Below are 21,337 nucleotides of genomic sequence, written 5' to 3'. Positions count from 1 at the left end.
AGACTGGCAGGAGGAGATTATCATGTATAAACACTTATTTTTCCTAGATTCCAAAACCTTAGACTGGTTGACACCTTATATTCTGGTCTTGGCTTCTGACACCATTGCCTTTAATGTTTTTGTGCTAACCTTTGTATCTGCGGTGGTCTTTAATTCCCTAAATTCCATGCTAGCTTTAATGGCTATATTCTTAGGGGCTGGCTACGTGGTCGGATTTTGGTTACTCAAATGGTTTGTTTTGGAAAGACTAGATCTAAAGAATGACGTGTAGGAAGTCTGTTTGGTGAGGAGGATAGCTTTATGGCCATTTTCAATAAGTGTCATGCCTTGTTTTTGGGATTTTTAGTATTTGCAATCATTGGTACAGCGGGATATTCCGTCAATCAAGGGGATTATTTTCAACACCAGTACACATTCATTATGATAAAGAGTCTCTTGCTTTTCCTTAGTTTTGGCTATGCGAAATGGTTTGACATGATTTCTTTTGGGATGTTAAGCAGGAAACAACTCTTGCTGTTCATTGGAATTTTTCTTCTCACTGTGCTTGTAAGTATTAGCTATCATGCTTTTTTCTCAGTTGTTTCTGGTGCTTCGGATCAACACCTTGAGGAAGCTAGTAAAGGACTTTCGCTTTCCTTTATTGTTAGTGCTACAGTTTTGGCACCTATCCAGGAGGAATTCATGCTTAGAGGGCTTCTTCAAGGTGCAGTTTTTGATAATTCTTGGCTGGGGCTTGTACTGACTTCCTCTCTCTTTTCTTTCATGCATGAACCTTATGATATTCCTTCGTTTTGCTATTATCTTTTCGGGGGCTTGTTGCTGGGCTTTGCTTATAAAAAGAGCCAAAACCTATGGGTTTCTACTCTAGTTCACATGTTTTACAATGCTTGGCCACTCTTATATTATTTATAAAAATCATGAAAAGGTAAGCAGAAGACGGTGCTTGCCTTTTTCTTTCTATAATGATACCCAAGCCAATCCAGAGGCTTTTCTTTGAGAATCGGGCGTGGAGCGGTTGACGAATAGGCCAAAAACTAGTAGAATAGTAAGGAAACTTTATACGGAGGAAAGAAATGGATTTGGGTGATAATGAGCTAACACTGACTCCCATACCTGGGAAAAGTGGCAAGGCTTATATGGGTAGCTATCCTGATGGGAAGCGCATCTTTGTAAAAATGAACACCTCTCCAATCCTACCTGGTCTAGCTAGAGAACAAATTGCTCCACAATTATTATGGAGTCGCCGTTTGGCAGATGGGCGTGATATGTGTGCTCAAGAATGGTTGACAGGCAAAATATTGACCCCCTATGATATGAATCGTAAACAAATCGTCAATATTTTAACCCGCCTTCATCGCTCACGTCCGTTGATGACACAGTTGAGTCGTTTGGGATATGCCATGGAAACACCTGTAGATTTACTACAGTCTTGGCAGGAAACGGCTCCAGATGCTTTGCGTAAAAATCATTTTATCAGTGAAGTGATGGCTGATTTACGTCAGACTATTCCAGGATTTAGAGAGGACCATGCGACCATTGTCCATGGAGATGTACGACATAGTAATTGGATTGAGACAGACAGTGGCTTGATTTATTTGGTAGATTGGGATTCGGTTCGCTTGACCGACCGTATGTTTGATGTGGCCCACATGCTCTGCCATTATATTCCAGAACATCAGTGGAAGGAATGGTTGACCTACTACGGTTACAAGTACAATCAAACGGTATTAAATAAATTGTATTGGTACGGTCAATTGTCTTACTTGAGCCAGATTTCCAAGTATTATATGAACCAAGATTTAGAAAATGTCAATCGGGAGATTCATGGCTTGCGTCACTTCCGAGACAAGTATGGAAAGAGAAGATGAGAGTTAGAAATCGTAAAGGGGCGACAGAATTACTAGAGGCAAATCCCCAGTATGTGGTCCTCAATCCCTTGGAAGCCAAGGGAAAATGGCGGGACTTGTTTGGCAATGATCATCCCATTCATGTGGAAGTTGGAAGTGGAAAGGGTGCCTTTGTTTCAGGTATGGCCAAGCAAAACCCTGATATCAACTATATCGGGATTGATATTCAAAAGTCTGTTTTGAGCTACGCTTTGGACAAGGTGCTTGAAGTTGGAGTACCTAACATCAAGCTCTTGTGGGTAGATGGTTCTGACTTGACTGACTACTTTGAAGACGGTGAGATTGATCGTTTGTATCTGAACTTTTCAGATCCTTGGCCTAAAAAACGCCATGAAAAGCGTCGTTTGACCTATAAAACCTTCTTGGATACCTTCAAACGTATCTTGCCTGAAAATGGAGAAATCCATTTCAAGACGGATAACCGTGGCTTGTTTGAGTACAGTTTAGTGAGCTTTTCTCAGTATGGCATGAAGCTCAATGGTGTCTGGCTTGATTTACATGCCAGTGATTTTGAAGGCAATGTCATGACAGAATACGAGCAAAAATTCTCCAACAAGGGGCAAGTTATCTACCGAGTTGAGGCAGAATTTTAAGAAATAGCCTAAAATCAGGCTGTATAAGTGCTTTTGCTTTACATAAGTTGGCAAACGTGCTATACTAAGAGTAAGAATATGAAAAGTGAGGCGGGGAAATATCTTCGCCTCTTGCTTATGAGGAGGTGGACGCAATCGCAACAATCGTAGAATTAGTCAGAGAAGTTGTAGAACCTGTCATACAAGCACCTTTCGAACTCGTGGATATCGAGTATGGAAAGATTGGCAGTGACATGATTCTCAGTATTTTTGTAGATAAACCTGAAGGAATTACCTTGAACGACACGGCAGACTTGACAGAAATTATCAGTCCTGTCCTAGACACCATCAAGCCAGATCCCTTCCCAGAACAATATTTCCTAGAAATCACCAGTCCAGGCTTGGAACGTCCTTTAAAAACCAAGGATGCCGTCGCTGGAGCGGTTGGGAAATACATCCATGTCGGGCTCTACCAAGCCATCGATAAGCAAAAGGTCTTTGAAGGAACCTTGTTGGCCTTTGAAGAGGACGAGTTGACCATGGAATATATGGACAAGACACGTAAGAAAACTGTCCAAATTCCATACAGTTTAGTATCAAAAGCACGTTTAGCAGTTAAATTATAGAAAAAGAAAGGATAGCTTTTGAGGATTCAAAAGTGAAGAAAACATGAGTAAAGAAATGCTAGAGGCCTTCCGCATTTTGGAAGAAGACAAGGGAATCAAAAAAGAAGATATCATCGACGCAGTAGTAGAGTCGCTTCGTTCCGCTTATCGCAGACGCTATGGTCAATCAGACAGCGTAGCTATTGACTTCAACGAAAAAACAGGTGACTTTACAGTTTATACTGTCCGTGAAGTTGTGGATGAAGTATTTGATAGCCGTTTGGAAATCAGCTTGAAAGATGCTCTTGCCATTAATTCAGCCTATGAACTTGGAGACAAAATCAAGTTTGAAGAAGCACCTGCTGAGTTTGGTCGTGTAGCAGCTCAATCTGCCAAACAAACCATCATGGAAAAAATGCGTAAGCAAACACGTGCCATCACCTACAATACTTACAAAGAACATGAGCAAGAAATCATGTCTGGTACTGTAGAACGATTTGATAATCGCTTCATCTACGTCAACCTTGGCAGTATCGAGGCCCAATTGTCAAAACAAGACCAAATCCCTGGAGAAGTGTTTGCTTCTCATGATCGTATCGAAGTTTATGTCTACAAGGTTGAAGACAACCCTCGTGGTGTAAACGTCTTTGTTAGCCGTAGCCATCCAGAAATGATCAAACGCTTGATGGAGCAAGAAATTCCAGAAGTTTATGATGGAACTGTTGAAATCATGAGCGTGGCTCGTGAAGCTGGTGACCGTACCAAGGTTGCTGTTCGTAGCCACAATCCAAACGTGGATGCTATCGGTACAATCGTTGGACGTGGTGGTGCTAATATCAAGAAGATTACCAGCAAGTTCCACCCAGCTCGCTACGATGCCAAGAGCGACCGTATGGTGCCAATCGAAGAAAATATCGACGTTATCGAGTGGGTAGCAGATCCAGCTGAATTTATCTACAATGCCATCGCTCCTGCTGAAGTTGACCAAGTTATCTTTGACGAAAACGACAGCAAACGTGCCTTGGTGGTTGTTCCTGATAACAAGCTTTCTCTTGCTATCGGTCGTCGTGGACAAAACGTTCGCTTGGCAGCTCACTTGACTGGTTACCGTATCGATATCAAGTCTGCTAGCGAATTTGAAGCCATGGAAGAAACTGGTTCGGTAGATTTGGGATCAGAAAACGATATTGTAGAAGAATAAAAGCTGCTAGAGGAGGGAAAGATGAAAACGAGAAAAATCCCTTTGCGCAAGTCTGTTGTGTCTAATGAAGTGATTGATAAGCGTGATTTGCTCCGTATTGTCAAGAACAAGGAAGGACAAGTCTTTATCGATCCGACAGGCAAGGCCAATGGCCGCGGCGCTTATATCAAGCTAGACAATAAAGAAGCCCTAGAGGCGAAAAAGAAGAAGGTCTTTAACCGCAGCTTTAATATGGAAGTTGAAGAAAGCTTTTATGACGAGTTGATCGCTTATGTGGATCACAAAGTGAAAAGAAGAGAGTTAGGACTTGAATAAGCAAAAGATAAGCAATCTCTTGGGACTCGCTCAGCGAGCAGGCCGAATCATATCGGGTGAAGAATTGGTCGTTAAGGCCATTCAAGACGGCAAGGCCAAGTTGGTCTTTCTAGCCCATGATGCTGGCCCCAATCTGACCAAGAAGATTCAAGATAAAAGTCAGTATTATCAAGTAGAAATTGTAACCGTGTTTTCAACACTGGAATTAAGCATAGCAGTCGGGAAATCGAGAAAGGTTATGGCTGTAACAGATGCTGGATTTACAAAGAAAATGAGGTCTCTTATGGAATAGAAGAGGAGGACATGATTTGTCTAAGAAAAGATTGTACGAAATCGCAAAAGAACTTGGAAAAGAAAGTAAAGAAGTTGTAGCGCGTGCAAAAGAGTTGGGCTTGGATGTGAAAAGCCACTCATCAAGTGTGGAAGAAGCTGTCGCTGCAAAAATCGCTGCCAGCTTTAAGCCTGCAGCTGCTCCGAAAGCAGAAGCAAAACCTGCAGTACCAAAAGCAAGTGCAGAAAAGAAAGTCGAGAAATCTGAGCCAGCAAAAACAGCTGTAGCTAAGGAAGGGGCAAAACCGGCTGAGCCAGTCGCTCCGAAGGCAGACAAAGTAGCAGCTAAACCGCAAAGCCGTAATTTTAAGGCTGAGCGTGAAGCTCGTGCCAAAGAGCAGGCAGAACGACGCAAGCAAAATAGGGGCAATAACCGTGACCAACAACAAAACGGAAACCGTCAGAAAAACGACGGCCGTAATGGTGGAAAACAAGGTCAAGGAAACCGCGACAATCGTCGCTTTAATGACCAAGCTAAGAAACAGCAAGGTCAGCAAAATCGTGGTAATGAGCGCCGTCAACAAGAGGATAAACGTCCAAATCAAGCGACTCCACGTATTGACTTTAAAGCCCGTGCAGCGGCTCTAAAAGCAGAGCAAAATGCAGAGTACGCCCGTTCAAGTGAGGAACGTTTCAAGCAGACTCAGGCTGCCAAAGAAGCCTTGGCCCAAGCAAACAAACGCAAGGAGCCAGAGGAAATCTTTGAAGAAGTGGCTAAGTTAGCTGAACAAGCGCAACAAGTTCAAGCAGTGGTTGAACCAGCTCCTGTAGCTAAAGAAGCGCCAGTGGATACACGTCGTAAAAAACAAGCTCGACCAGACAAAGAACGTGATGATTATGATCACGAAGAAGATGGTCCTAGAAAACAACAAAAGAATCGAAGTAGTCAAAATCAAGTGAGAAATCAAAAGAATAGTAACTGGAATAACAACAAAAAGAACAAAAAAGGCAATAACAAGAACAACCGTAATCAGGCTCCAAAACCTGTTACAGAACGTAAATTCCATGAATTGCCAACAGAATTTGAATATACAGATGGTATGACCGTTGCGGAAATCGCAAAACGTATCAAACGTGAACCAGCTGAAATCGTTAAGAAACTCTTTATGATGGGTGTCATGGCCACACAAAACCAATCTTTGGATGGGGAAACAATTGAACTCCTCATGGTGGATTATGGTATCGAAGCCAAACAAAAAGTTGAAGTGGATAATGCCGACATCGAACGTTTCTTTGTCGAAGATGGTTATCTCAATGAAGATGAATTGGTTGAGCGTCCACCAGTTGTAACTATCATGGGACACGTTGACCACGGTAAAACAACACTCCTAGATACCCTTCGTAACTCTCGTGTTGCGACAGGTGAAGCAGGTGGTATCACTCAGCATATCGGTGCCTACCAAATCGTTGAAAATGGCAAGAAGATCACCTTCCTGGATACACCAGGACACGCGGCCTTTACGTCTATGCGTGCGCGTGGTGCTTCTGTTACCGATATTACCATCTTGGTTGTAGCGGCAGATGACGGGGTTATGCCTCAGACAATTGAAGCCATCAACCACTCAAAAGCAGCGAATGTTCCAATTATTGTAGCCATTAACAAGATTGATAAACCAGGTGCCAACCCAGAACGCGTTATCGGTGAATTGGCAGAGCATGGGGTTATGTCAACTGCTTGGGGTGGAGATTCTGAATTTGTTGAAATCTCAGCTAAATTCAACCAAAATATCGAAGAATTGTTGGAAACAGTCCTTCTTGTGGCTGAAATCCAAGAACTCAAGGCAGACCCAACAGTGCGTGCGATCGGTACAGTTATCGAAGCTCGCTTGGATAAAGGAAAAGGTGCGGTCGCAACCCTTCTTGTTCAACAAGGTACCTTGAATGTTCAAGACCCAATCGTTGTCGGAAATACCTTCGGTCGTGTCCGTGCTATGACCAACGACCTTGGTCGTCGTGTTAAGGTTGCTGGACCATCAACACCAGTTTCAATCACAGGTTTGAATGAAGCACCGATGGCGGGTGACCACTTTGCCGTTTACGAGGATGAAAAATCTGCGCGTGCAGCAGGTGAAGAGCGTGCCAAACGTGCCCTTATGAAACAACGTCAAGCTACCCAACGTGTCAGTCTTGAAAACCTCTTTGATACCCTTAAAGCTGGTGAACTCAAATCAGTTAACGTTATCATTAAGGCCGACGTACAAGGTTCTGTTGAAGCCCTTTCTGCCTCACTTCAAAAGATCGACGTGGAAGGTGTCAAAGTGACCATCGTTCACTCAGCGGTCGGTGCGATCAACGAATCAGACGTAACCCTTGCCGAAGCTTCAAATGCCTTTATCGTTGGTTTCAACGTACGTCCTACACCACAAGCTCGTCAACAAGCAGAAGCTGACGATGTGGAAATCCGTCTTCACAGCATTATCTACAAGGTTATTGAAGAGATGGAAGAAGCCATGAAAGGGATGCTTGATCCAGAATTTGAAGAAAAAGTTATCGGTGAAGCAGTTATTCGTGAAACCTTCAAGGTGTCTAAAGTGGGAACTATCGGTGGATTCATGGTTATCAACGGTAAGGTTACCCGTGACTCTAAAGTCCGTGTTATCCGTGACGGTGTTGTTATCTATGACGGTGAACTCGCAAGCTTGAAACACTACAAAGACGACGTCAAAGAAGTTACAAACGGTCGTGAAGGTGGATTGATGATTGATGGCTACAATGATATCAAGATGGATGATGTGATTGAGGCCTATGTCATGGAAGAAATCAAACGATAATAGAGAAACGATAGCTCATTTGACTCGTCGTCAACATCGCCTTGATGAACCTCAGTTCTATCTAAGGCTTGTTTCCTAGATTCAAATGGCTCTAGTTCCTCTATCTAATAGAAATAGCTAGGTCTGCTGGCCTAGCTTTTGGTTCAAAGTAGAGAAAGGAATATCATGGCAAATCATTTCCGTACGGATCGTGTGGGCATGGAAATCAAGCGTGAAGTCAATGAGATTTTGCAAAAGAAAGTCCGAGATCCGCGTGTCCAAGGTGTGACCATCACAGATGTTCAGATGCTAGGTGACTTGTCTGTAGCCAAGGTTTACTACACCATTTTGAGTAACCTTGCTTCGGATAATCAAAAAGCCCAAATCGGGCTTGAAAAAGCAACTGGTACTATCAAACGTGAACTTGGTCGTAATTTGAAATTGTACAAAATCCCAGATTTGACCTTCGTCAAAGACGAGTCCATCGAGTATGGAAACAAGATTGACGAAATGCTACGCAATCTGGATAAAAACTAAGAAGGAGGGGTAACCCTCTTTTTTGGTGGGGAAATGGCTATAAAGCATGCTAGGGAAACTTTTTATTGCAGACAAGTTAATGGATACGGCTCGGTGGCTCATCAAGTCAGAGGAGAGAGAATGAAATTTTTCTGGGCACTTCTTGCCATTATTTTTATCAAACCGATTATTGGGATTTTGAAATTCTTGTGGATGATCATCTCTTTTGCAGTCCAATTGCTGTTTTACAAGCTATTATTTAAGCTATTGGATTGGCTATTTAAACTTTTTTAGTCCGTAATTCAAATCTCAGAGAACTAGCAAGTCTTATACTGCTAGTTTTTTAATCTCTTTCCATATGGTATAATATAAGCAGTAAAATCATTTTATACTCTTCGAAAATCTCTTCAAACCACGTTAGCTTCACCTTGCCGTAGGTATGGTTACTGACTTCGTCAGTTCCATCCACAACCTCAAAACACTGTTTTGAGCAACCTGCGGCTAGCTTCCTAGTTTGCTCTTTGATTTTCATTGAGTATTAGAACATACAATGGAGGTCGTCATGGACAATATCATCGATGTGTCAATTCCTGTTGCAGAAGTGGTGGATAAGCATCCAGAAGTCTTGGAAATCCTAGTGGAGCTGGGTTTTAAACCCCTTGCTAATCCCTTGATGCGTAATACTATCGGTCGCAAAGTATCGCTCAAACAGGGTTCTAAGCTGGAAGGAACCCCTATGGACAAGATTGTCCGCACACTGGAAGCGAATGGCTACGAAGTGGTTGGATTAGACTAATGGCAGATGAACGGATTCATGTCCTACGGGATATTTTGTTAGAATTGCATAATGGCGCCTCTCCTGAGTCGGTTCAGGAGCGCTTTGATGCGACCTTTACAGGTGTTTCAGCCATCGAGATTTCCCTTATGGAGCACGAGCTGATGAACTCAGACTCAGGTGTTACCTTTGAAGATGTCATGGAACTCTGTGATGTTCATGCCAATCTTTTTAAAAATGCTGTTAAGGATGTCGAAGTTGCAGATACCGAGCACCCAGGTCACCCAGTTCGGATTTTCAAAGAAGAAAATCTAGCCCTCCGTGCGGCCTTGATTCGCATTCGGAGATTGTTAGATACCTATGAGTCTATGGAAGATGAAGAAATGCTTGCGGAGATGCGTAAGGGTTTGGTGCGTCAGATGGGACTTGTAGGTCAATTTGATATTCATTACCAACGTAAAGAAGAACTTTTCTTTCCTATCATGGAGCGCTATGGTCACGATTCGCCTCCGAAAGTTATGTGGGGAGTGGATGACCAGATTAGGGAACTCTTTCAAACAGCTTTAGCGACAGCCAAGTCACTACCAGAAGTGTCGATTAGCACTGTAAAGGAAACTTTTGAAGCCTTTGCGACAGAGTTTGAAAGTATGATTTTCAAGGAAGAGTCCATCCTTCTCATGATTCTCCTTGAATCCTTTACTCAGGATGACTGGCTTCAGATTGCGGAGGAGAGCGATGCCTATGGCTATGCTATTATCCGTCCGTCTGAGAAATGGGTGCCAGAACGCCAGAGTTTTGTTGAGGAAAAGAGTGCAGAGGAGCCCGTACAACTAGATACGCCAGAAGGCCAAGTTCAACAAGTTATCGATACGCCAGAAGGCCAGTTTACCATTACCTTTACCCCTAAGGAAAAGGAAGCAGTGCTGGACCGCCATAGTCAACAGGCTTTTGGCAATGGCTATCTCTCAGTCGAGCAGGCCAATCTCATCCTCAATCACCTCCCTATGGAGATTACCTTTGTCAATAAAGAGGATATTTTCCAGTATTACAATGACAATACGCCAGCTGATGAGATGATTTTCAAACGGACACCGTCCCAAGTCGGGCGTAATGTTGAACTTTGCCATCCGCCTAAGTACTTGGACAAGGTCAAAACCATCATGAAGGGACTTCGTGAGGGAAGCAAAGACAAGTATGAAATGTGGTTCAAGTCTGAGTCACGAGGCAAGTTTGTCCACATCACCTACGCAGCAGTGCACGATGAAGAGGGAGAATTCCAAGGTGTGTTGGAGTACGTTCAGGATATTCAACCCTACCGTGAGATTGACACGGACTATTTCCGCGGATTAGAATAAGGAGAAAAAATGAGTTACGAACAAGAATTTATGAAGGAATTTGAAGCTTGGGTCAATACCCAAATCATGATTAACGACATGGCGCACAAGGAAAGCCAAAAAGTCTACGAAGAAGACCAAGACGAGCGTGCCAAAGATGCCATGATTCGCTACGAAAGTCGCTTGGATGCTTATCAGTTCTTGCTTGGTAAGTTTGAAAACTTCAAAGCAGGCAAGGGATTCCATGACTTGCCAGAAGGCTTGTTTGGTGAGCGAAATTATTAAAAGAGATTGATTCTTGATTTTTTACTAAAATCTTGATAGAATATTTATATTAAATCCTTGTCAGAACAGGGGTTTTTTATTGAAAGGATTTTATCATGTCAAAGAAACTCAATCGTAAAAAACAATTACGAAATAGCCTCCGTCGCGCAGGTGCCTTTTCAAGTACTGTGACTAAGGTTGTAGAAGAGACAAAGAAAGTCGTAAAACGTGCAGAGCAGTCAGCAAGCCAAGCTGGTAAGGCTGTTTCTAAAAAAGTTGAACAAGCAGTAGAAGCTACCAAAGAGCAAGCTCAAAAAGTAGCCAATTCTGTAGAAGATTTTGCAGCAAACTTGGGTGGACTCCCACTTGACCGTGCCAAAACTTTCTATGATGAAGGAATTAAGTCTGCGTCAGATTTCAAAAACTGGACTGAAAAAGAACTCCTTGCCTTGAAAGGAATCGGCCCAGCTACCATCAAGAAATTGAAGGAAAATGGTATCAAGTTCAAGTAATTTTTCTTGATCCTTGCATTTTCGTCAAAATCTTGTTACAATAAAGCCATCAGAGGTGTTTTGAATCCCACATTTTACAGAAAGTGGCGGTGCTGAGAAGTCCACAAATGTGTCAAAACTGGTTGCTAATGGATGAAAAATTGAAATAAAAGTGTCTTTTTGTTTTAAAGACGAGAGTTGCGGGCTCTGCCCGAAATTGGGTGGTACCGCGGATAAGCACATTCGTCCCTGTCATGTAGATGGCAGGGACGATTTTTTGTGTCTTAGGCAAAGGAGGTTGTTATGAAACAATCATTTAAAACTAATAAACTATACTATGGCTTTCCTGTTTTTATTTTAGGATATCAAGATCAGAATTTTGGATATAACATCACGACCTGTAGTTCCTCTTATAGTCTAGGAGATTGGATTGTGGTTGGAGTCGTTGCGAGAGAGAATGTTGCAGAGCAAATTAAACATTATCAAAAATTTACTGTGAATATTCCTGATGAAAATCTCATGCTCGAGATGGAGCAGGCTGGTTTTATCAGTCATCAGGAGAAATTGGAACGTTTGGGAGTGCATTATGAAATTTCTGAACGGACTCAGGCACCGATTTTAGAGGATTGTCCAGTCGTTTTGGATTGTCAGGTAGATCGGATTATCGAGGAAGATGGAATCTGCCATATCTTTGCTAAGATTGTTGAGCGACTTGTTGACCCAGAACTTTTGGATGAAAAGGGGCATTTTAGAAATGAACTGTTTGCCCCAACATATTTCATGGGAGATGGATATCAGCGCGTCTATCGTTATCTGGACAAGCGTGTAGATATTAAGGGGAGCTTCATCAAAAAAGCGAGGAAGAAGGATGACAAGAGCTGAGTTACCAGAACGCTTGGAAACAGAGCGTCTGGTCTTACGAGTCCGTACAGTGGCGGATGCAGAGGATATCTTTGACTATGCTAGTCTCCCAGAAGTTTCTTACCCAGCAGGCTTTCCACCCGTCAAGACCTTGGAAGATGAAATTTACTATCTGGAGCATATCCTACCCGAGCGCAATCAAAAGGAAAATCTCCCAGCAGGTTATGGAATTGTGCCCAAAGGGACTAATAATGTTATCGGTTCTGTTGACTTCAATCACCGCCACGAGGACGATGTGCTGGAGATTGGTTATACCTTGCACCCAGACTATTGGGGTCGAGGTTATGTTCCAGAAGCAGCGCGTGCCTTGATTGACATAGCTTTTAGAGAACTAGGTCTTCACAAGATTGAACTCTCTTGCTTTGGCTACAATATCCAAAGTCAACGAGTTGCAGAAAAACTTGGTTTTACTCTTGAAGCTCGCATCCGAGACCGTAAAGATGTTCAAGGAAACCGCTGTGACAGTCTGATATATGGCTTGCTGAGAAGTGAGTGGGAGGTAATTTGATGCATCTTTTCATCATTGGTGCTCCGGCCTCAGGAAAAATGACGATTGGTCAAGAGTTATCTCGACTGACAGATGCTACCCTCTTTTATAACCATCAAGCCATCGATTTTGCATTAGAAATCTATCAGGACTTTACAGAGGAAATGTGGGAATTTGTTCGTGGAATCACCTTTTCTTTCCTTGGAGCAAGTGCAAGAAATCAGCGATCAGTAATTTTAACTGACGTAATTGATTTTTCAAATCAGTACCAGCTGCTGTATTTAAAGCAAATTCAGGATTTATTGGATAACTTTCATCAAGAGATTCTGTTTGTTGAGTTGGAAACAAGTCTTGAGGAGCGTTTACGTCGAAATCAAACGGAGAACCGGTTGAAGCACAAGCCCTTGAAACGGCATATTGAGATATCTGAAAGAGAAATTTTAGAGACAGCTGAAACCCTTCAATTAAATTCCCGACATCAACCGAATGAGTTGCACCACTACTTTAAAATAAATAATACGAATTTGTCTGCAGAAGAAGCTGCTAAGCAAATTCAAGATAAAATGAATACAATAGAGAAAGGACAAACACATGTCTAAAGAACTTTCACCTAAATACAATCCAGCCGAGGTTGAGGCTGGTCGTTACCAAAAATGGCTTGATGCTGATGTTTTCAAGCCTTCAGGCGATCAAAAGGCTAAGCCTTATTCAATCGTGATTCCACCACCAAACGTAACTGGTAAACTCCACCTTGGTCACGCTTGGGATACAACTTTGCAGGATATCATTATCCGTCAAAAACGCATGCAAGGTTTTGACACACTTTGGCTTCCGGGAATGGACCATGCTGGGATTGCGACTCAAGCTAAGGTTGAGGAGCGCTTGCGTGGCGAGGGGATTAGCCGTTATGACCTGGGTCGTGAATCTTTCTTGAAGAAGGTCTGGGAATGGAAAGACGAATATGCTACTACCATCAAGGAACAATGGGGCAAAATGGGGCTCTCTGTAGACTACTCTCGCGAGCGTTTCACCCTTGACGAAGGTTTGTCAAAAGCCGTTCGCAAGGTCTTTGTGGACCTTTACAAGAAAGGCTGGATCTACCGTGGTGAATTTATTATCAACTGGGACCCAGCAGCTCGCACAGCCCTTTCTGATATCGAAGTTATCCACAAGGATGTCGAAGGTGCCTTCTACCACATGAATTACATGCTAGAAGATGGCTCACGCGCCCTTGAAGTTGCCACAACTCGTCCTGAGACCATGTTTGGGGACGTAGCCGTTGCGGTCAACCCAGAAGACCCACGCTACAAGGACTTGATTGGAAAAAACGTCATCCTTCCAATCGCTAATAAATTGATTCCAATCGTTGGGGACGAGCACGCAGACCCTGAGTTTGGTACTGGTGTCGTGAAAATCACACCTGCTCACGATCCAAACGACTTCTTGGTGGGTCAACGTCACAACTTGCCACAAGTCAACGTCATGAACGACGACGGAACTATGAATGAGCTTGCCTTCGACTTTGCAGGCATGGACCGTTTTGAAGCTCGTAAGGCAGTCGTTGCTAAGCTGGAAGAAATCGGTGCCCTCGTTAAAATCGAAAAACGTATCCACAGTGTTGGTCACTCAGAGCGTACTGGTGTCGTAGTTGAACCACGCTTGTCTACTCAATGGTTCGTTAAGATGGACCAATTGGCCAAAAATGCCATTGCCAACCAAGACACAGAGGACAAGGTAGAATTCTACCCACCTCGTTTCAACGATACCTTCCTCCAATGGATGGAAAATGTTCACGACTGGGTAATCTCTCGTCAGCTCTGGTGGGGTCACCAAATCCCTGCTTGGTACAATGCTGAGGGTGAAATGTACGTCGGCGAAGAAGCTCCAGAAGGTGACGGATGGACTCAGGACGAAGACGTCTTGGATACTTGGTTCAGTTCTGCCCTTTGGCCATTCTCAACCATGGGCTGGCCTGATGTCGACTCAGAAGACTTCAAACGTTACTTCCCAACTTCAACTTTGGTAACAGGTTACGATATCATCTTCTTCTGGGTGTCTCGTATGATCTTCCAATCTTTGGAATTCACTGGCCGTCAGCCATTCCAAAACGTCCTTATCCACGGTCTTATCCGTGACGAGCAAGGACGCAAGATGTCTAAATCTCTTGGTAACGGGATTGACCCAATGGATGTTATCGAGAAATACGGTGCCGATGCCCTTCGTTGGTTCCTTTCAAACGGTTCTGCACCAGGGCAAGACGTGCGCTTCTCTTACGAGAAAATGGATGCTTCTTGGAACTTTATTAACAAGATTTGGAACATCTCTCGCTACATCCTCATGAATAATGAAGGCTTGACTCTTGAGCAAGCAACGGCTAATGTGGAAAAAGTTGTTAACAAGGAAGCTGGAAATGTCACAGACCGCTGGATTCTCCACAACCTCAATGAAACCATCGGAAAAGCTACTGCCAACTTTGACAAGTTTGAATTTGGTGTGGCTGGCCACATCCTTTACAACTTCATCTGGGATGAGTTTGCGGACTGGTACGTTGAGTTGACCAAGGAAGTCCTTTATAGCGAAAATGAAGAAGAGAAAGTCATCACACGTTCTGTTCTCCTTTACACATTGGACAAGATCCTTCGTCTCCTTCACCCAATCATGCCATTTGTGACAGAGGAAATCTTTGGACAAATCTCAGAAGGCTCTATTGTTACAGCAGAATACCCAACTGTCAACCCAGCCTTTGAAGACCTTGTTGCCCACACTGGTGTCGAAAGTCTCAAAGACTTGATCCGTGCTGTTCGTAATGCGCGTGCGGAAGTAAACGTTGCACCAAGCAAGCCAATCACCATCCTTGTTAAGACAAGTGATAGCGACTTGGAAGCCTTCTTTAACAGCAATGTTAACTACATCAAACGCTTCACAAATCCAGAACACTTGGAAATCGCATCAACCATCCCTGCACCTGAACTCGCAATGTCAAGCGTCATCACAGGAGCAGAAATCTACTTGCCACTGGCTGATCTCCTCAATGTCGAAGAAGAACTGGCTCGTCTCGACAAGGAACTAGCTAAATGGCAAAAAGAACTGGATATGGTCGGTAAGAAGCTCTCTAACGAACGCTTCGTAGCCAACGCCAAACCAGAAGTCGTCCAAAAAGAACGCGACAAACAAGCCGACTACCAAGCTAAATACGACGCGACTGTAGCACGTATTGATGAGATGAAGAAACTCGTGAAATAAACACAGAAACACGGTGATGAGCCGTGTTTTTTGGGTATAATAAAATCAATATTTATTGCTGGAGAAAGTGGTGTCTAAACACCCTCATTATGATCGGGATTGAATTCATCTGGATTGATATTGAAAATCCACCTAGCGACACCATCGGATGGGTAGCAAAGAAATAAAAAGTTCGCTGTTTTTTTGTTTTGTGTTTTACAGTTTTTTCTTGACAAGTCTTTCTTTTTTATGGTATTCTTTTATGCAACAAGTGTTGCGCAACGAATGTTGCGCGAAAGGAGTCTTATGCCACCAAAGGTTAAATTTAGTAAAGAGGCTATCATTGGGACAGCTTTAAAATTGGTGAGAGAAGAGGGCATGGCTAGTTTGACAGCTCGAGCATTAGCGGAGCAACTGGGAGCCACACCGAGAGTCATTTTTGGGCAATTTGCCAATATGGCCGAGTTACAAGCAGAGGTTATTGGTGCTGCGGAAATGGTAGTGGTGGAGTATATTCGTAAGGCCTTAGAAGATGAGAAGCCTTTTCGATCCGTCGGAGTTGCTTATATCCTTTTCGCCTCAAAAGAACCCCAACTCTTTCAATTGCTTTTCCAAAATCCCGGCAAAGATCCGATTCGTCGCTTTCAAGATTTTCTTCCCATGAAGGATCATAGTTACCAATTGGTTCTGGATTCAATCGTCGCAGACTATCCTTTGAATGTAGAGGAGGCTGGTCGCTTGTACCAGCATCTATTTATCTACTCGCACGGGATGGCCTCAATGCTTGCTTCTGGCATTTATCAATTCAGCATGGAAGAAGTGATTGGATTACTGACAGAGGTTTGTCAATCCCTCATCAAAGAAATGGTAGGAAAGAAATGATTCAACTAGAAAATGTGCACAAAAGTTACGGCCAAACCAAGGTTTTAAAAGGGATTGATTTGCAGATTCAAGACCAGGATGATGTGGTTATCCTCGGTCCTTCTGGATCAGGCAAGTCAACTCTCTTAAACGTTCTGTCGGGTTTAGAAAAGGTAGACGAGGGACATATCCTCATTCAAGGACAGGATTTAGCTCAACTCACAGATATTCAATTGACAGCCTTTAGACGTGAGAAGATTGCCTTTATTTTTCAGCAGTATTATTTATTGCCTAATCTAACAGTTAGACAGAATGTAAAGATGGGGGCAGACCTGGCAAACAATCATGATTTTTTGCAGATTATCGAGGATTTGGGCCTTGGCGATAAGCTGGACAAGTATCCGAGTGAATTGTCAGGTGGGGAACAGCAGAGAGTCTCCATTGCTCGGGCCTTGGCCAAAAAGCCAGAGATTCTTTTCTTAGATGAGCCGACGGGAGCCCTGGATGAAGAAACGGGGCGCAAGATTCTCGACTATATCTGGGAGTTAAAGGAAAAGATGGGCTTTACCCTAATTATGGTGACGCACAACCAAAATATTGCGAATATGGCAAGAACCATCATTCGTGTCAATAGTGGCAAGATTACCGAAGTTGTGACCAATGATCGGCTTCAGACTGCTTATGAGATTGGGTGGTAGGCCATGTTTTCAGTAAAAGATATTCGAAAATTAGTTGTCGTAAGTATCATTGGAGCTTGTGCGGTCTTTGTGGCCAATCTCTTCTTGAATTTTTACCTTGATATCGAGCAGTTGGAGATTTCTAAAACCAATCCCATGATTCAGACCTACTATGACGCTCAGGTTTCGCTTTCCTGGATGGTGGCTATGGTCAGTGGAGTCGTCTTGTCCTTGACGTCGGTCCTTCTCATGTGTTTTTATATCAAACAATTTGTCGATGATCACAAGGAACAATTAGGAATTTTAAAGGCTTTGGGCTATAGCAATGGTCAGTTGGCTAAACGATTTTGGGCATTTGGGCTCAGTTTTGGTGCCGGAGCGCTTCTTGGCTATTTCGCTTCTTTTCTTATGATGGGACATTTTTATGACTTCCGGAATGAAAAGGGGATCCTGCCAGAAATCACCATTCATTTTCATTGGCAGCTCTTGCTTGCTTTTGTGGTCCTTCCAACGGCATTTTTTATGCTTATCGCGGTTGGTTATGCTAGAAGACAACTACAAACGCCGGCTCTTCGCTTATTGAAAAAGTCCCCAACACCAATCAAGGTCAAAAGGAGAAAGAGGGCTCCTAAGAAAGAGAAAGACTTCCTAAAAGAGCTGTCTTCGTCACTAATTTTTGGGAAAAAATCTATCCTGTTTTTTGTCGTCTTTGGCTCTATGTGTTTTGCGGCCATGGTTCAATTGTCCTTTGGTCTAAGGAACTACACAGATGACATCATTCAAACCATGATGATCATGATTGGCTTGATCCTTTCTTTCTCTATTCTCTTTTTGTCATTGGGGATTGTCGTCTCAGAAAGTCGCGAAACCCTGGCTCTTATGAAGGCTTTTGGCTATACAGATTGTGAATGCCAAGGTCATATCCTATCTCCCTATCGTTTCTGGGCCTATCTAGGATTTGTTCTTGGGACAGCTTATCAGTACGCTATCATGGAAATCTTGATTGGTGTGATCAAAGATACGGTTCCTGAAAAGATTGAGCATCACTTTGATGGGAATGTTTGCTTCTGGACTTTGATCGGTTTTGCTGTGGCTTATGAAAGCCTCTTTTATCTATCCAACAGAAAACTCCAAAAGCAAACCATCAAAGAAGTACTTTTAGCTGAATAAATAGAGAAGGTTGGATTCTCCAGCCTTTTTCTTATGAAACTCATTAACAAGAGAAGGATTTTTCCCTATTCTAGGGAAAATGAAATAAAGGAAAGAAAACGAAGTTACTGGCAAGACCTGAAATGAACTTTTTACTTGATTTGACGCAACAAATAATCCTTTATCTCTGTAGGAATCCTCTTGCAGTTTGTGGTTGGTATTAGAGTTGCAGCCTTGAGTTATAAATAAATCAATATACCTGTGGTCATGTTACACAGGTCTTTCAATTAGCTGAAATATTTCACCTTTATTTTTCTTAACCTTTGACTATTCTGCAAAATTATCGTAAAATAAAGAGTAAATGATAAAATGAGGTCAGAGTGTGTTCACTCTGGCGATAGTAGTATAAATGAGGAGAAACGCTTTGGAATTAGAAGTATTTGCTGGGCAAGAAAAAAGTGAACTATCTATGATTGAGGTAGCGCGTGCTATCTTGGAACTTCGTGGTCGCGATCATGAGATGCATTTTAGCGATCTTGTAAACGAAATTCAAAACTACCTTGGAACATCAAACAGCGATATCCGTGAAGCTTTGCCTTTGTTCTACACAGAGTTGAACTTTGACGGTAGCTTCATCTCACTTGGAGACAACAAATGGGGTCTTCGTTCATGGTATGGTGTGGACGAAATCGACGAAGAAATCATTGCTCTTGAGGAAAATGACGACGATGAAGTAGCACCAAAAGCTAAGAAAAAACGTGTCAATGCCTTCATGGATGGTGATTCAGATGCCATTGACTACAATGCAGATGATCCAGAAGATGAAGATGCATACGAAGCAGATCCAGCTCTTTCATACGATGATGAAAATCCAGATGATGAGAAAAATGAAGTGGAAGCTTACGATGCAGAAATCAACGAAATCGCCCCAGATGACTTGGGAGAAGACGTGGATCTCAACGAAGAAGACGATGAGTTTTCAGACGATGATTCTGAAAACATCGAGGAATAAAAGTTAGCTATTGACAATTGTCCTATTTTTAGGTATCATATTGTTCGGGCACCTCTTTTAGAGGTCGGGGCTCCCTAGTTCTTAGGGAGCTATTTTTGTTTTTTTAAGAAGTTATCTTCTTGTATTTTAGTTGTGAATCTGGTGCAGTCGTCCCAGATTATTCTTATTAGTAGGGTCTTGTTTCCTATGTCCCCTCGTAGTCAACAAGGCCTTGAGCATTTTAGAAAGAGGAATCTATGTCTACGAAATATATTTTTGTAACTGGTGGTGTGGTATCGTCTATTGGGAAAGGGATTGTCGCAGCGAGTCTGGGTCGTCTCTTGAAAAATCGTGGTCTCAAAGTAACCATTCAAAAGTTTGACCCTTATATCAATATCGATCCGGGAACTATGAGTCCTTACCAGCACGGAGAAGTCTTTGTGACAGATGATGGGGCTGAGACAGATTTGGACTTGGGTCACTATGAACGTTTCATCGATATCAATCTCAATAAATATTCCAACGTGACAACTGGGAAAATTTACAGTGAAGTTCTTCGTAAGGAACGCCGTGGAGAATACCTTGGGGCAACTGTTCAAGTCATTCCTCATATCACAGATGCTTTGAAAGAGAAAATCAAGCGTGCCGCTCTAACGACCGACTCTGATGTCATTATCACAGAGGTTGGTGGAACAGTAGGAGATATCGAGTCCTTGCCATTCCTAGAGGCTCTTCGTCAGATGAAGGCAGATGTGGGGGCGGATAATGTTATGTACATCCATACAACCTTGCTTCCTTACCTCAAGGCTGCTGGTGAAATGAAAACCAAACCAACTCAACACTCTGTAAAAGAATTGCGTGGATTGGGAATCCAACCAAATATGTTGGTTATTCGTACAGAAGAGCCAGCTGGCCAAGGAATTAAAAACAAACTAGCCCAGTTCTGTGATGTGGCACCAGAAGCCGTTATCGAATCGTTGGATGTTGAACACCTTTACCAAATTCCATTGAACTTGCAGGCTCAAGGTATGGACCAAATTGTCTGTGACCACTTGAAATTAGACGCACCAGCAGCGGATATGACAGAATGGTCAGCCATGGTGGACAAGGTCATGAACCTTAAGAAACAAGTTAAAATTTCCCTTGTTGGTAAGTATGTGGAGTTGCAAGATGCCTACATTTCTGTGGTTGAAGCCTTGAAACACTCTGGTTATGCCAATGACGCAGAAGTTAAAATCAATTGGATTAATGCCAATGATGTGACAGCAGAGAATGTGGCAGAGCTCTTGTCTGATGCGGACGGAATCATCGTACCAGGTGGTTTTGGCCAGCGTGGCACGGAAGGGAAAATCCAAGCCATTCGCTATGCGCGTGAAAAGGATGTTCCAATGTTGGGAGTCTGCTTGGGAATGCAGTTGACTTGTATCGAGTTTGCTCGTCACGTTTTAGGGCTTGAAGGTGCCAATTCTGCAGAGCTTGCACCAGAAACAAAATACCCTATCATTGATATCATGCGTGATCAGATTGACGTTGAGGATATGGGGGGAACCCTTCGCTTGGGACTTTACCCGTCTAAGTTGAAACGTGGCTCTAAGGCAGCAGTTGCTTATCACAATCAAGAAGTGGTGCAACGCCGTCACCGTCACCGCTATGAGTTTAATAATGCCTTCCGTGAGCAGTTTGAGGCAGCAGGCTTTGTCTTTTCAGGAGTTTCTCCAGACAATCGCTTGGTAGAAATCGTGGAAATTCCTGAAAATAAATTCTTTGTAGCGTGTCAGTATCACCCTGAACTTTCAAGTCGTCCAAACCGCCCAGAAGAACTCTACACTGCCTTTGTCACTGCAGCAGTTGAGAACAGCAATTAGCTAGATTATAACCTTTGAGAACAATCTCAGAGGTTTTTTGCTTGCATATTTAGGATATGAGTTGCAAAATAACAACATAGTGATATAATTAACATAAAAAATCC

At 42.9% G+C, this 21,337-nt stretch carries 24 protein-coding genes; all 24 read left to right on the top strand.

Annotation, left to right across the window (positions count from 1 at the left end; genetic code table 11):
• Positions 1-22 precede the first annotated feature (22 nt).
• The 24 genes from blpZ to D8836_RS02870 all read left to right on the top strand — a co-directional run bounded on the left by blpZ (position 23) and on the right by D8836_RS02870 (position 21,233).
• Positions 23-271: an immunity protein BlpZ gene (blpZ, locus tag D8836_RS03000; protein WP_125393110.1), complete on the top strand. Its 249-nt coding sequence runs from the start codon at positions 23-25 to the stop codon at positions 269-271.
• A 29-nt stretch (positions 272-300) separates the two neighbouring features.
• Positions 301-912: a CPBP family intramembrane glutamic endopeptidase gene (locus tag D8836_RS02995; protein ID WP_125393109.1), complete on the top strand. Its 612-nt coding sequence runs from the start codon at positions 301-303 to the stop codon at positions 910-912.
• Between the two features lie 161 nt (positions 913-1,073).
• The gene (gene ccrZ, locus D8836_RS02985; RefSeq protein ID WP_000362999.1) at positions 1,074-1,868 is read left to right on the top strand and encodes a cell cycle regulator CcrZ; all 795 of its coding nucleotides are present in this window, start codon (positions 1,074-1,076) and stop codon (positions 1,866-1,868) included.
• The gene (trmB, locus tag D8836_RS02980) at positions 1,865-2,500 is read left to right on the top strand and encodes a tRNA (guanosine(46)-N7)-methyltransferase TrmB (RefSeq protein WP_125393107.1); all 636 of its coding nucleotides are present in this window, start codon (positions 1,865-1,867) and stop codon (positions 2,498-2,500) included. Before ccrZ ends, trmB begins: the two co-directional genes overlap by 4 nt.
• Positions 2,501-2,625: 125 nt before the next feature.
• Positions 2,626-3,105, top strand: coding sequence for a ribosome maturation factor RimP (rimP, locus tag D8836_RS02975; protein ID WP_000338691.1), 480 nt, complete (start codon positions 2,626-2,628; stop codon positions 3,103-3,105).
• Between the two features lie 43 nt (positions 3,106-3,148).
• On the top strand, positions 3,149-4,285 hold the full coding sequence (gene nusA, locus D8836_RS02970; RefSeq protein WP_125393106.1) for a transcription termination factor NusA: 1,137 nt from the start codon (positions 3,149-3,151) through the stop codon (positions 4,283-4,285).
• 21 nt (positions 4,286-4,306) lie between these two features.
• The gene (gene rnpM / locus D8836_RS02965; RefSeq protein ID WP_117305675.1) at positions 4,307-4,600 is read left to right on the top strand and encodes an RNase P modulator RnpM; all 294 of its coding nucleotides are present in this window, start codon (positions 4,307-4,309) and stop codon (positions 4,598-4,600) included.
• The gene (locus D8836_RS02960) at positions 4,593-4,892 is read left to right on the top strand and encodes a YlxQ-related RNA-binding protein (protein ID WP_125393105.1); all 300 of its coding nucleotides are present in this window, start codon (positions 4,593-4,595) and stop codon (positions 4,890-4,892) included. The genes rnpM and D8836_RS02960 overlap by 8 nt, the downstream gene beginning before the upstream one ends.
• A 16-nt stretch (positions 4,893-4,908) precedes the next feature.
• On the top strand, positions 4,909-7,701 hold the full coding sequence (gene infB / locus D8836_RS02955) for a translation initiation factor IF-2 (RefSeq protein ID WP_125393104.1): 2,793 nt from the start codon (positions 4,909-4,911) through the stop codon (positions 7,699-7,701).
• A gap of 165 nt (positions 7,702-7,866) precedes the next feature.
• A complete protein-coding gene (rbfA, locus tag D8836_RS02950) occupies positions 7,867-8,217 on the top strand; it encodes a 30S ribosome-binding factor RbfA (protein WP_001273601.1) in 351 nt (116 codons plus the stop codon).
• 120 nt (positions 8,218-8,337) lie between these two features.
• The gene (locus D8836_RS11140; RefSeq protein ID WP_185761584.1) at positions 8,338-8,490 is read left to right on the top strand and encodes a hypothetical protein; all 153 of its coding nucleotides are present in this window, start codon (positions 8,338-8,340) and stop codon (positions 8,488-8,490) included.
• 268 nt (positions 8,491-8,758) lie between these two features.
• Positions 8,759-8,992: a DUF1858 domain-containing protein gene (locus tag D8836_RS02940; RefSeq protein WP_084930049.1), complete on the top strand. Its 234-nt coding sequence runs from the start codon at positions 8,759-8,761 to the stop codon at positions 8,990-8,992.
• A complete protein-coding gene (locus tag D8836_RS02935; protein WP_125393102.1) occupies positions 8,992-10,326 on the top strand; it encodes a DUF438 domain-containing protein in 1,335 nt (444 codons plus the stop codon). Before D8836_RS02940 ends, D8836_RS02935 begins: the two co-directional genes overlap by 1 nt.
• A 9-nt stretch (positions 10,327-10,335) precedes the next feature.
• Complete coding sequence (locus tag D8836_RS02930) at positions 10,336-10,590, top strand: DUF1912 family protein (RefSeq protein WP_000119707.1); 255 nt, start codon at positions 10,336-10,338, stop codon at positions 10,588-10,590.
• 95 nt (positions 10,591-10,685) lie between these two features.
• Positions 10,686-11,081 carry a helix-hairpin-helix domain-containing protein gene (locus D8836_RS02925; protein WP_000038635.1) on the top strand — a complete coding sequence of 132 codons (396 nt, stop codon included), beginning with the start codon at positions 10,686-10,688 and terminating at the stop codon, positions 11,079-11,081.
• Positions 11,082-11,363: 282 nt separating this feature from the next.
• Positions 11,364-11,942 carry a flavin reductase family protein gene (locus D8836_RS02915; RefSeq protein ID WP_125393101.1) on the top strand — a complete coding sequence of 193 codons (579 nt, stop codon included), beginning with the start codon at positions 11,364-11,366 and terminating at the stop codon, positions 11,940-11,942.
• Entirely contained in the window at positions 11,929-12,489 is a 561-nt protein-coding gene (locus tag D8836_RS02910) for a GNAT family N-acetyltransferase (protein ID WP_125393100.1), read from the top strand. The genes D8836_RS02915 and D8836_RS02910 overlap by 14 nt, the downstream gene beginning before the upstream one ends.
• Entirely contained in the window at positions 12,489-13,067 is a 579-nt protein-coding gene (locus D8836_RS02905) for an AAA family ATPase (protein WP_125393099.1), read from the top strand. The genes D8836_RS02910 and D8836_RS02905 overlap by 1 nt, the downstream gene beginning before the upstream one ends.
• Complete coding sequence (locus D8836_RS02900; protein ID WP_125393098.1) at positions 13,060-15,711, top strand: valine--tRNA ligase; 2,652 nt, start codon at positions 13,060-13,062, stop codon at positions 15,709-15,711. The genes D8836_RS02905 and D8836_RS02900 overlap by 8 nt, the downstream gene beginning before the upstream one ends.
• Before the next feature lie 285 nt (positions 15,712-15,996).
• On the top strand, positions 15,997-16,572 hold the full coding sequence (locus D8836_RS02895; RefSeq protein ID WP_125393172.1) for a TetR/AcrR family transcriptional regulator: 576 nt from the start codon (positions 15,997-15,999) through the stop codon (positions 16,570-16,572).
• On the top strand, positions 16,569-17,249 hold the full coding sequence (locus D8836_RS02890) for an ABC transporter ATP-binding protein (RefSeq protein WP_084887588.1): 681 nt from the start codon (positions 16,569-16,571) through the stop codon (positions 17,247-17,249). Before D8836_RS02895 ends, D8836_RS02890 begins: the two co-directional genes overlap by 4 nt.
• Before the next feature lie 3 nt (positions 17,250-17,252).
• Positions 17,253-18,398, top strand: coding sequence for an FtsX-like permease family protein (locus D8836_RS02885; RefSeq protein ID WP_125393097.1), 1,146 nt, complete (start codon positions 17,253-17,255; stop codon positions 18,396-18,398).
• A gap of 403 nt (positions 18,399-18,801) precedes the next feature.
• Entirely contained in the window at positions 18,802-19,389 is a 588-nt protein-coding gene (rpoE, locus tag D8836_RS02875; RefSeq protein ID WP_031227756.1) for a DNA-directed RNA polymerase subunit delta, read from the top strand.
• A gap of 236 nt (positions 19,390-19,625) precedes the next feature.
• Positions 19,626-21,233: a CTP synthase gene (locus D8836_RS02870; RefSeq protein WP_125393096.1), complete on the top strand. Its 1,608-nt coding sequence runs from the start codon at positions 19,626-19,628 to the stop codon at positions 21,231-21,233.
• The last annotated feature ends 104 nt before the right edge of the window (positions 21,234-21,337 follow it).

The sequence above is a fragment of the Streptococcus mitis genome, assembly GCF_003942995.1.
GTDB classification, from domain to species: domain Bacteria; phylum Bacillota; class Bacilli; order Lactobacillales; family Streptococcaceae; genus Streptococcus; species Streptococcus mitis_CV.
The sequence above is the reverse complement of the archived record's forward strand: the minus strand, read 5'-3'. Positions and strand labels throughout refer to the sequence as shown.

Bases quoted from the DNA above. Each gene is read 5' to 3' on its own strand.
- blpZ (WP_125393110.1), top strand. From the start codon at position 23: ATGTATAAACACTTATTTTTCCTAGATTCCAAAACCTTAGACTGGTTG.
- D8836_RS02995 (WP_125393109.1), top strand. From the start codon at position 301: ATGGCCATTTTCAATAAGTGTCATGCCTTGTTTTTGGGATTTTTAGTA.
- ccrZ (WP_000362999.1), top strand. From the start codon at position 1,074: ATGGATTTGGGTGATAATGAGCTAACACTGACTCCCATACCTGGGAAA.
- trmB (WP_125393107.1), top strand. From the start codon at position 1,865: ATGAGAGTTAGAAATCGTAAAGGGGCGACAGAATTACTAGAGGCAAAT.
- nusA (WP_125393106.1), top strand. From the start codon at position 3,149: ATGAGTAAAGAAATGCTAGAGGCCTTCCGCATTTTGGAAGAAGACAAG.
- rnpM (WP_117305675.1), top strand. From the start codon at position 4,307: ATGAAAACGAGAAAAATCCCTTTGCGCAAGTCTGTTGTGTCTAATGAA.
- rbfA (WP_001273601.1), top strand. From the start codon at position 7,867: ATGGCAAATCATTTCCGTACGGATCGTGTGGGCATGGAAATCAAGCGT.
- D8836_RS11140 (WP_185761584.1), top strand. From the start codon at position 8,338: ATGAAATTTTTCTGGGCACTTCTTGCCATTATTTTTATCAAACCGATT.
- D8836_RS02940 (WP_084930049.1), top strand. From the start codon at position 8,759: ATGGACAATATCATCGATGTGTCAATTCCTGTTGCAGAAGTGGTGGAT.
- D8836_RS02935 (WP_125393102.1), top strand. From the start codon at position 8,992: ATGGCAGATGAACGGATTCATGTCCTACGGGATATTTTGTTAGAATTG.
- D8836_RS02930 (WP_000119707.1), top strand. From the start codon at position 10,336: ATGAGTTACGAACAAGAATTTATGAAGGAATTTGAAGCTTGGGTCAAT.
- D8836_RS02925 (WP_000038635.1), top strand. From the start codon at position 10,686: ATGTCAAAGAAACTCAATCGTAAAAAACAATTACGAAATAGCCTCCGT.
- D8836_RS02915 (WP_125393101.1), top strand. From the start codon at position 11,364: ATGAAACAATCATTTAAAACTAATAAACTATACTATGGCTTTCCTGTT.
- D8836_RS02910 (WP_125393100.1), top strand. From the start codon at position 11,929: ATGACAAGAGCTGAGTTACCAGAACGCTTGGAAACAGAGCGTCTGGTC.
- D8836_RS02905 (WP_125393099.1), top strand. From the start codon at position 12,489: ATGCATCTTTTCATCATTGGTGCTCCGGCCTCAGGAAAAATGACGATT.
- D8836_RS02900 (WP_125393098.1), top strand. From the start codon at position 13,060: ATGTCTAAAGAACTTTCACCTAAATACAATCCAGCCGAGGTTGAGGCT.
- D8836_RS02895 (WP_125393172.1), top strand. From the start codon at position 15,997: ATGCCACCAAAGGTTAAATTTAGTAAAGAGGCTATCATTGGGACAGCT.
- D8836_RS02890 (WP_084887588.1), top strand. From the start codon at position 16,569: ATGATTCAACTAGAAAATGTGCACAAAAGTTACGGCCAAACCAAGGTT.
- D8836_RS02885 (WP_125393097.1), top strand. From the start codon at position 17,253: ATGTTTTCAGTAAAAGATATTCGAAAATTAGTTGTCGTAAGTATCATT.
- D8836_RS02870 (WP_125393096.1), top strand. From the start codon at position 19,626: ATGTCTACGAAATATATTTTTGTAACTGGTGGTGTGGTATCGTCTATT.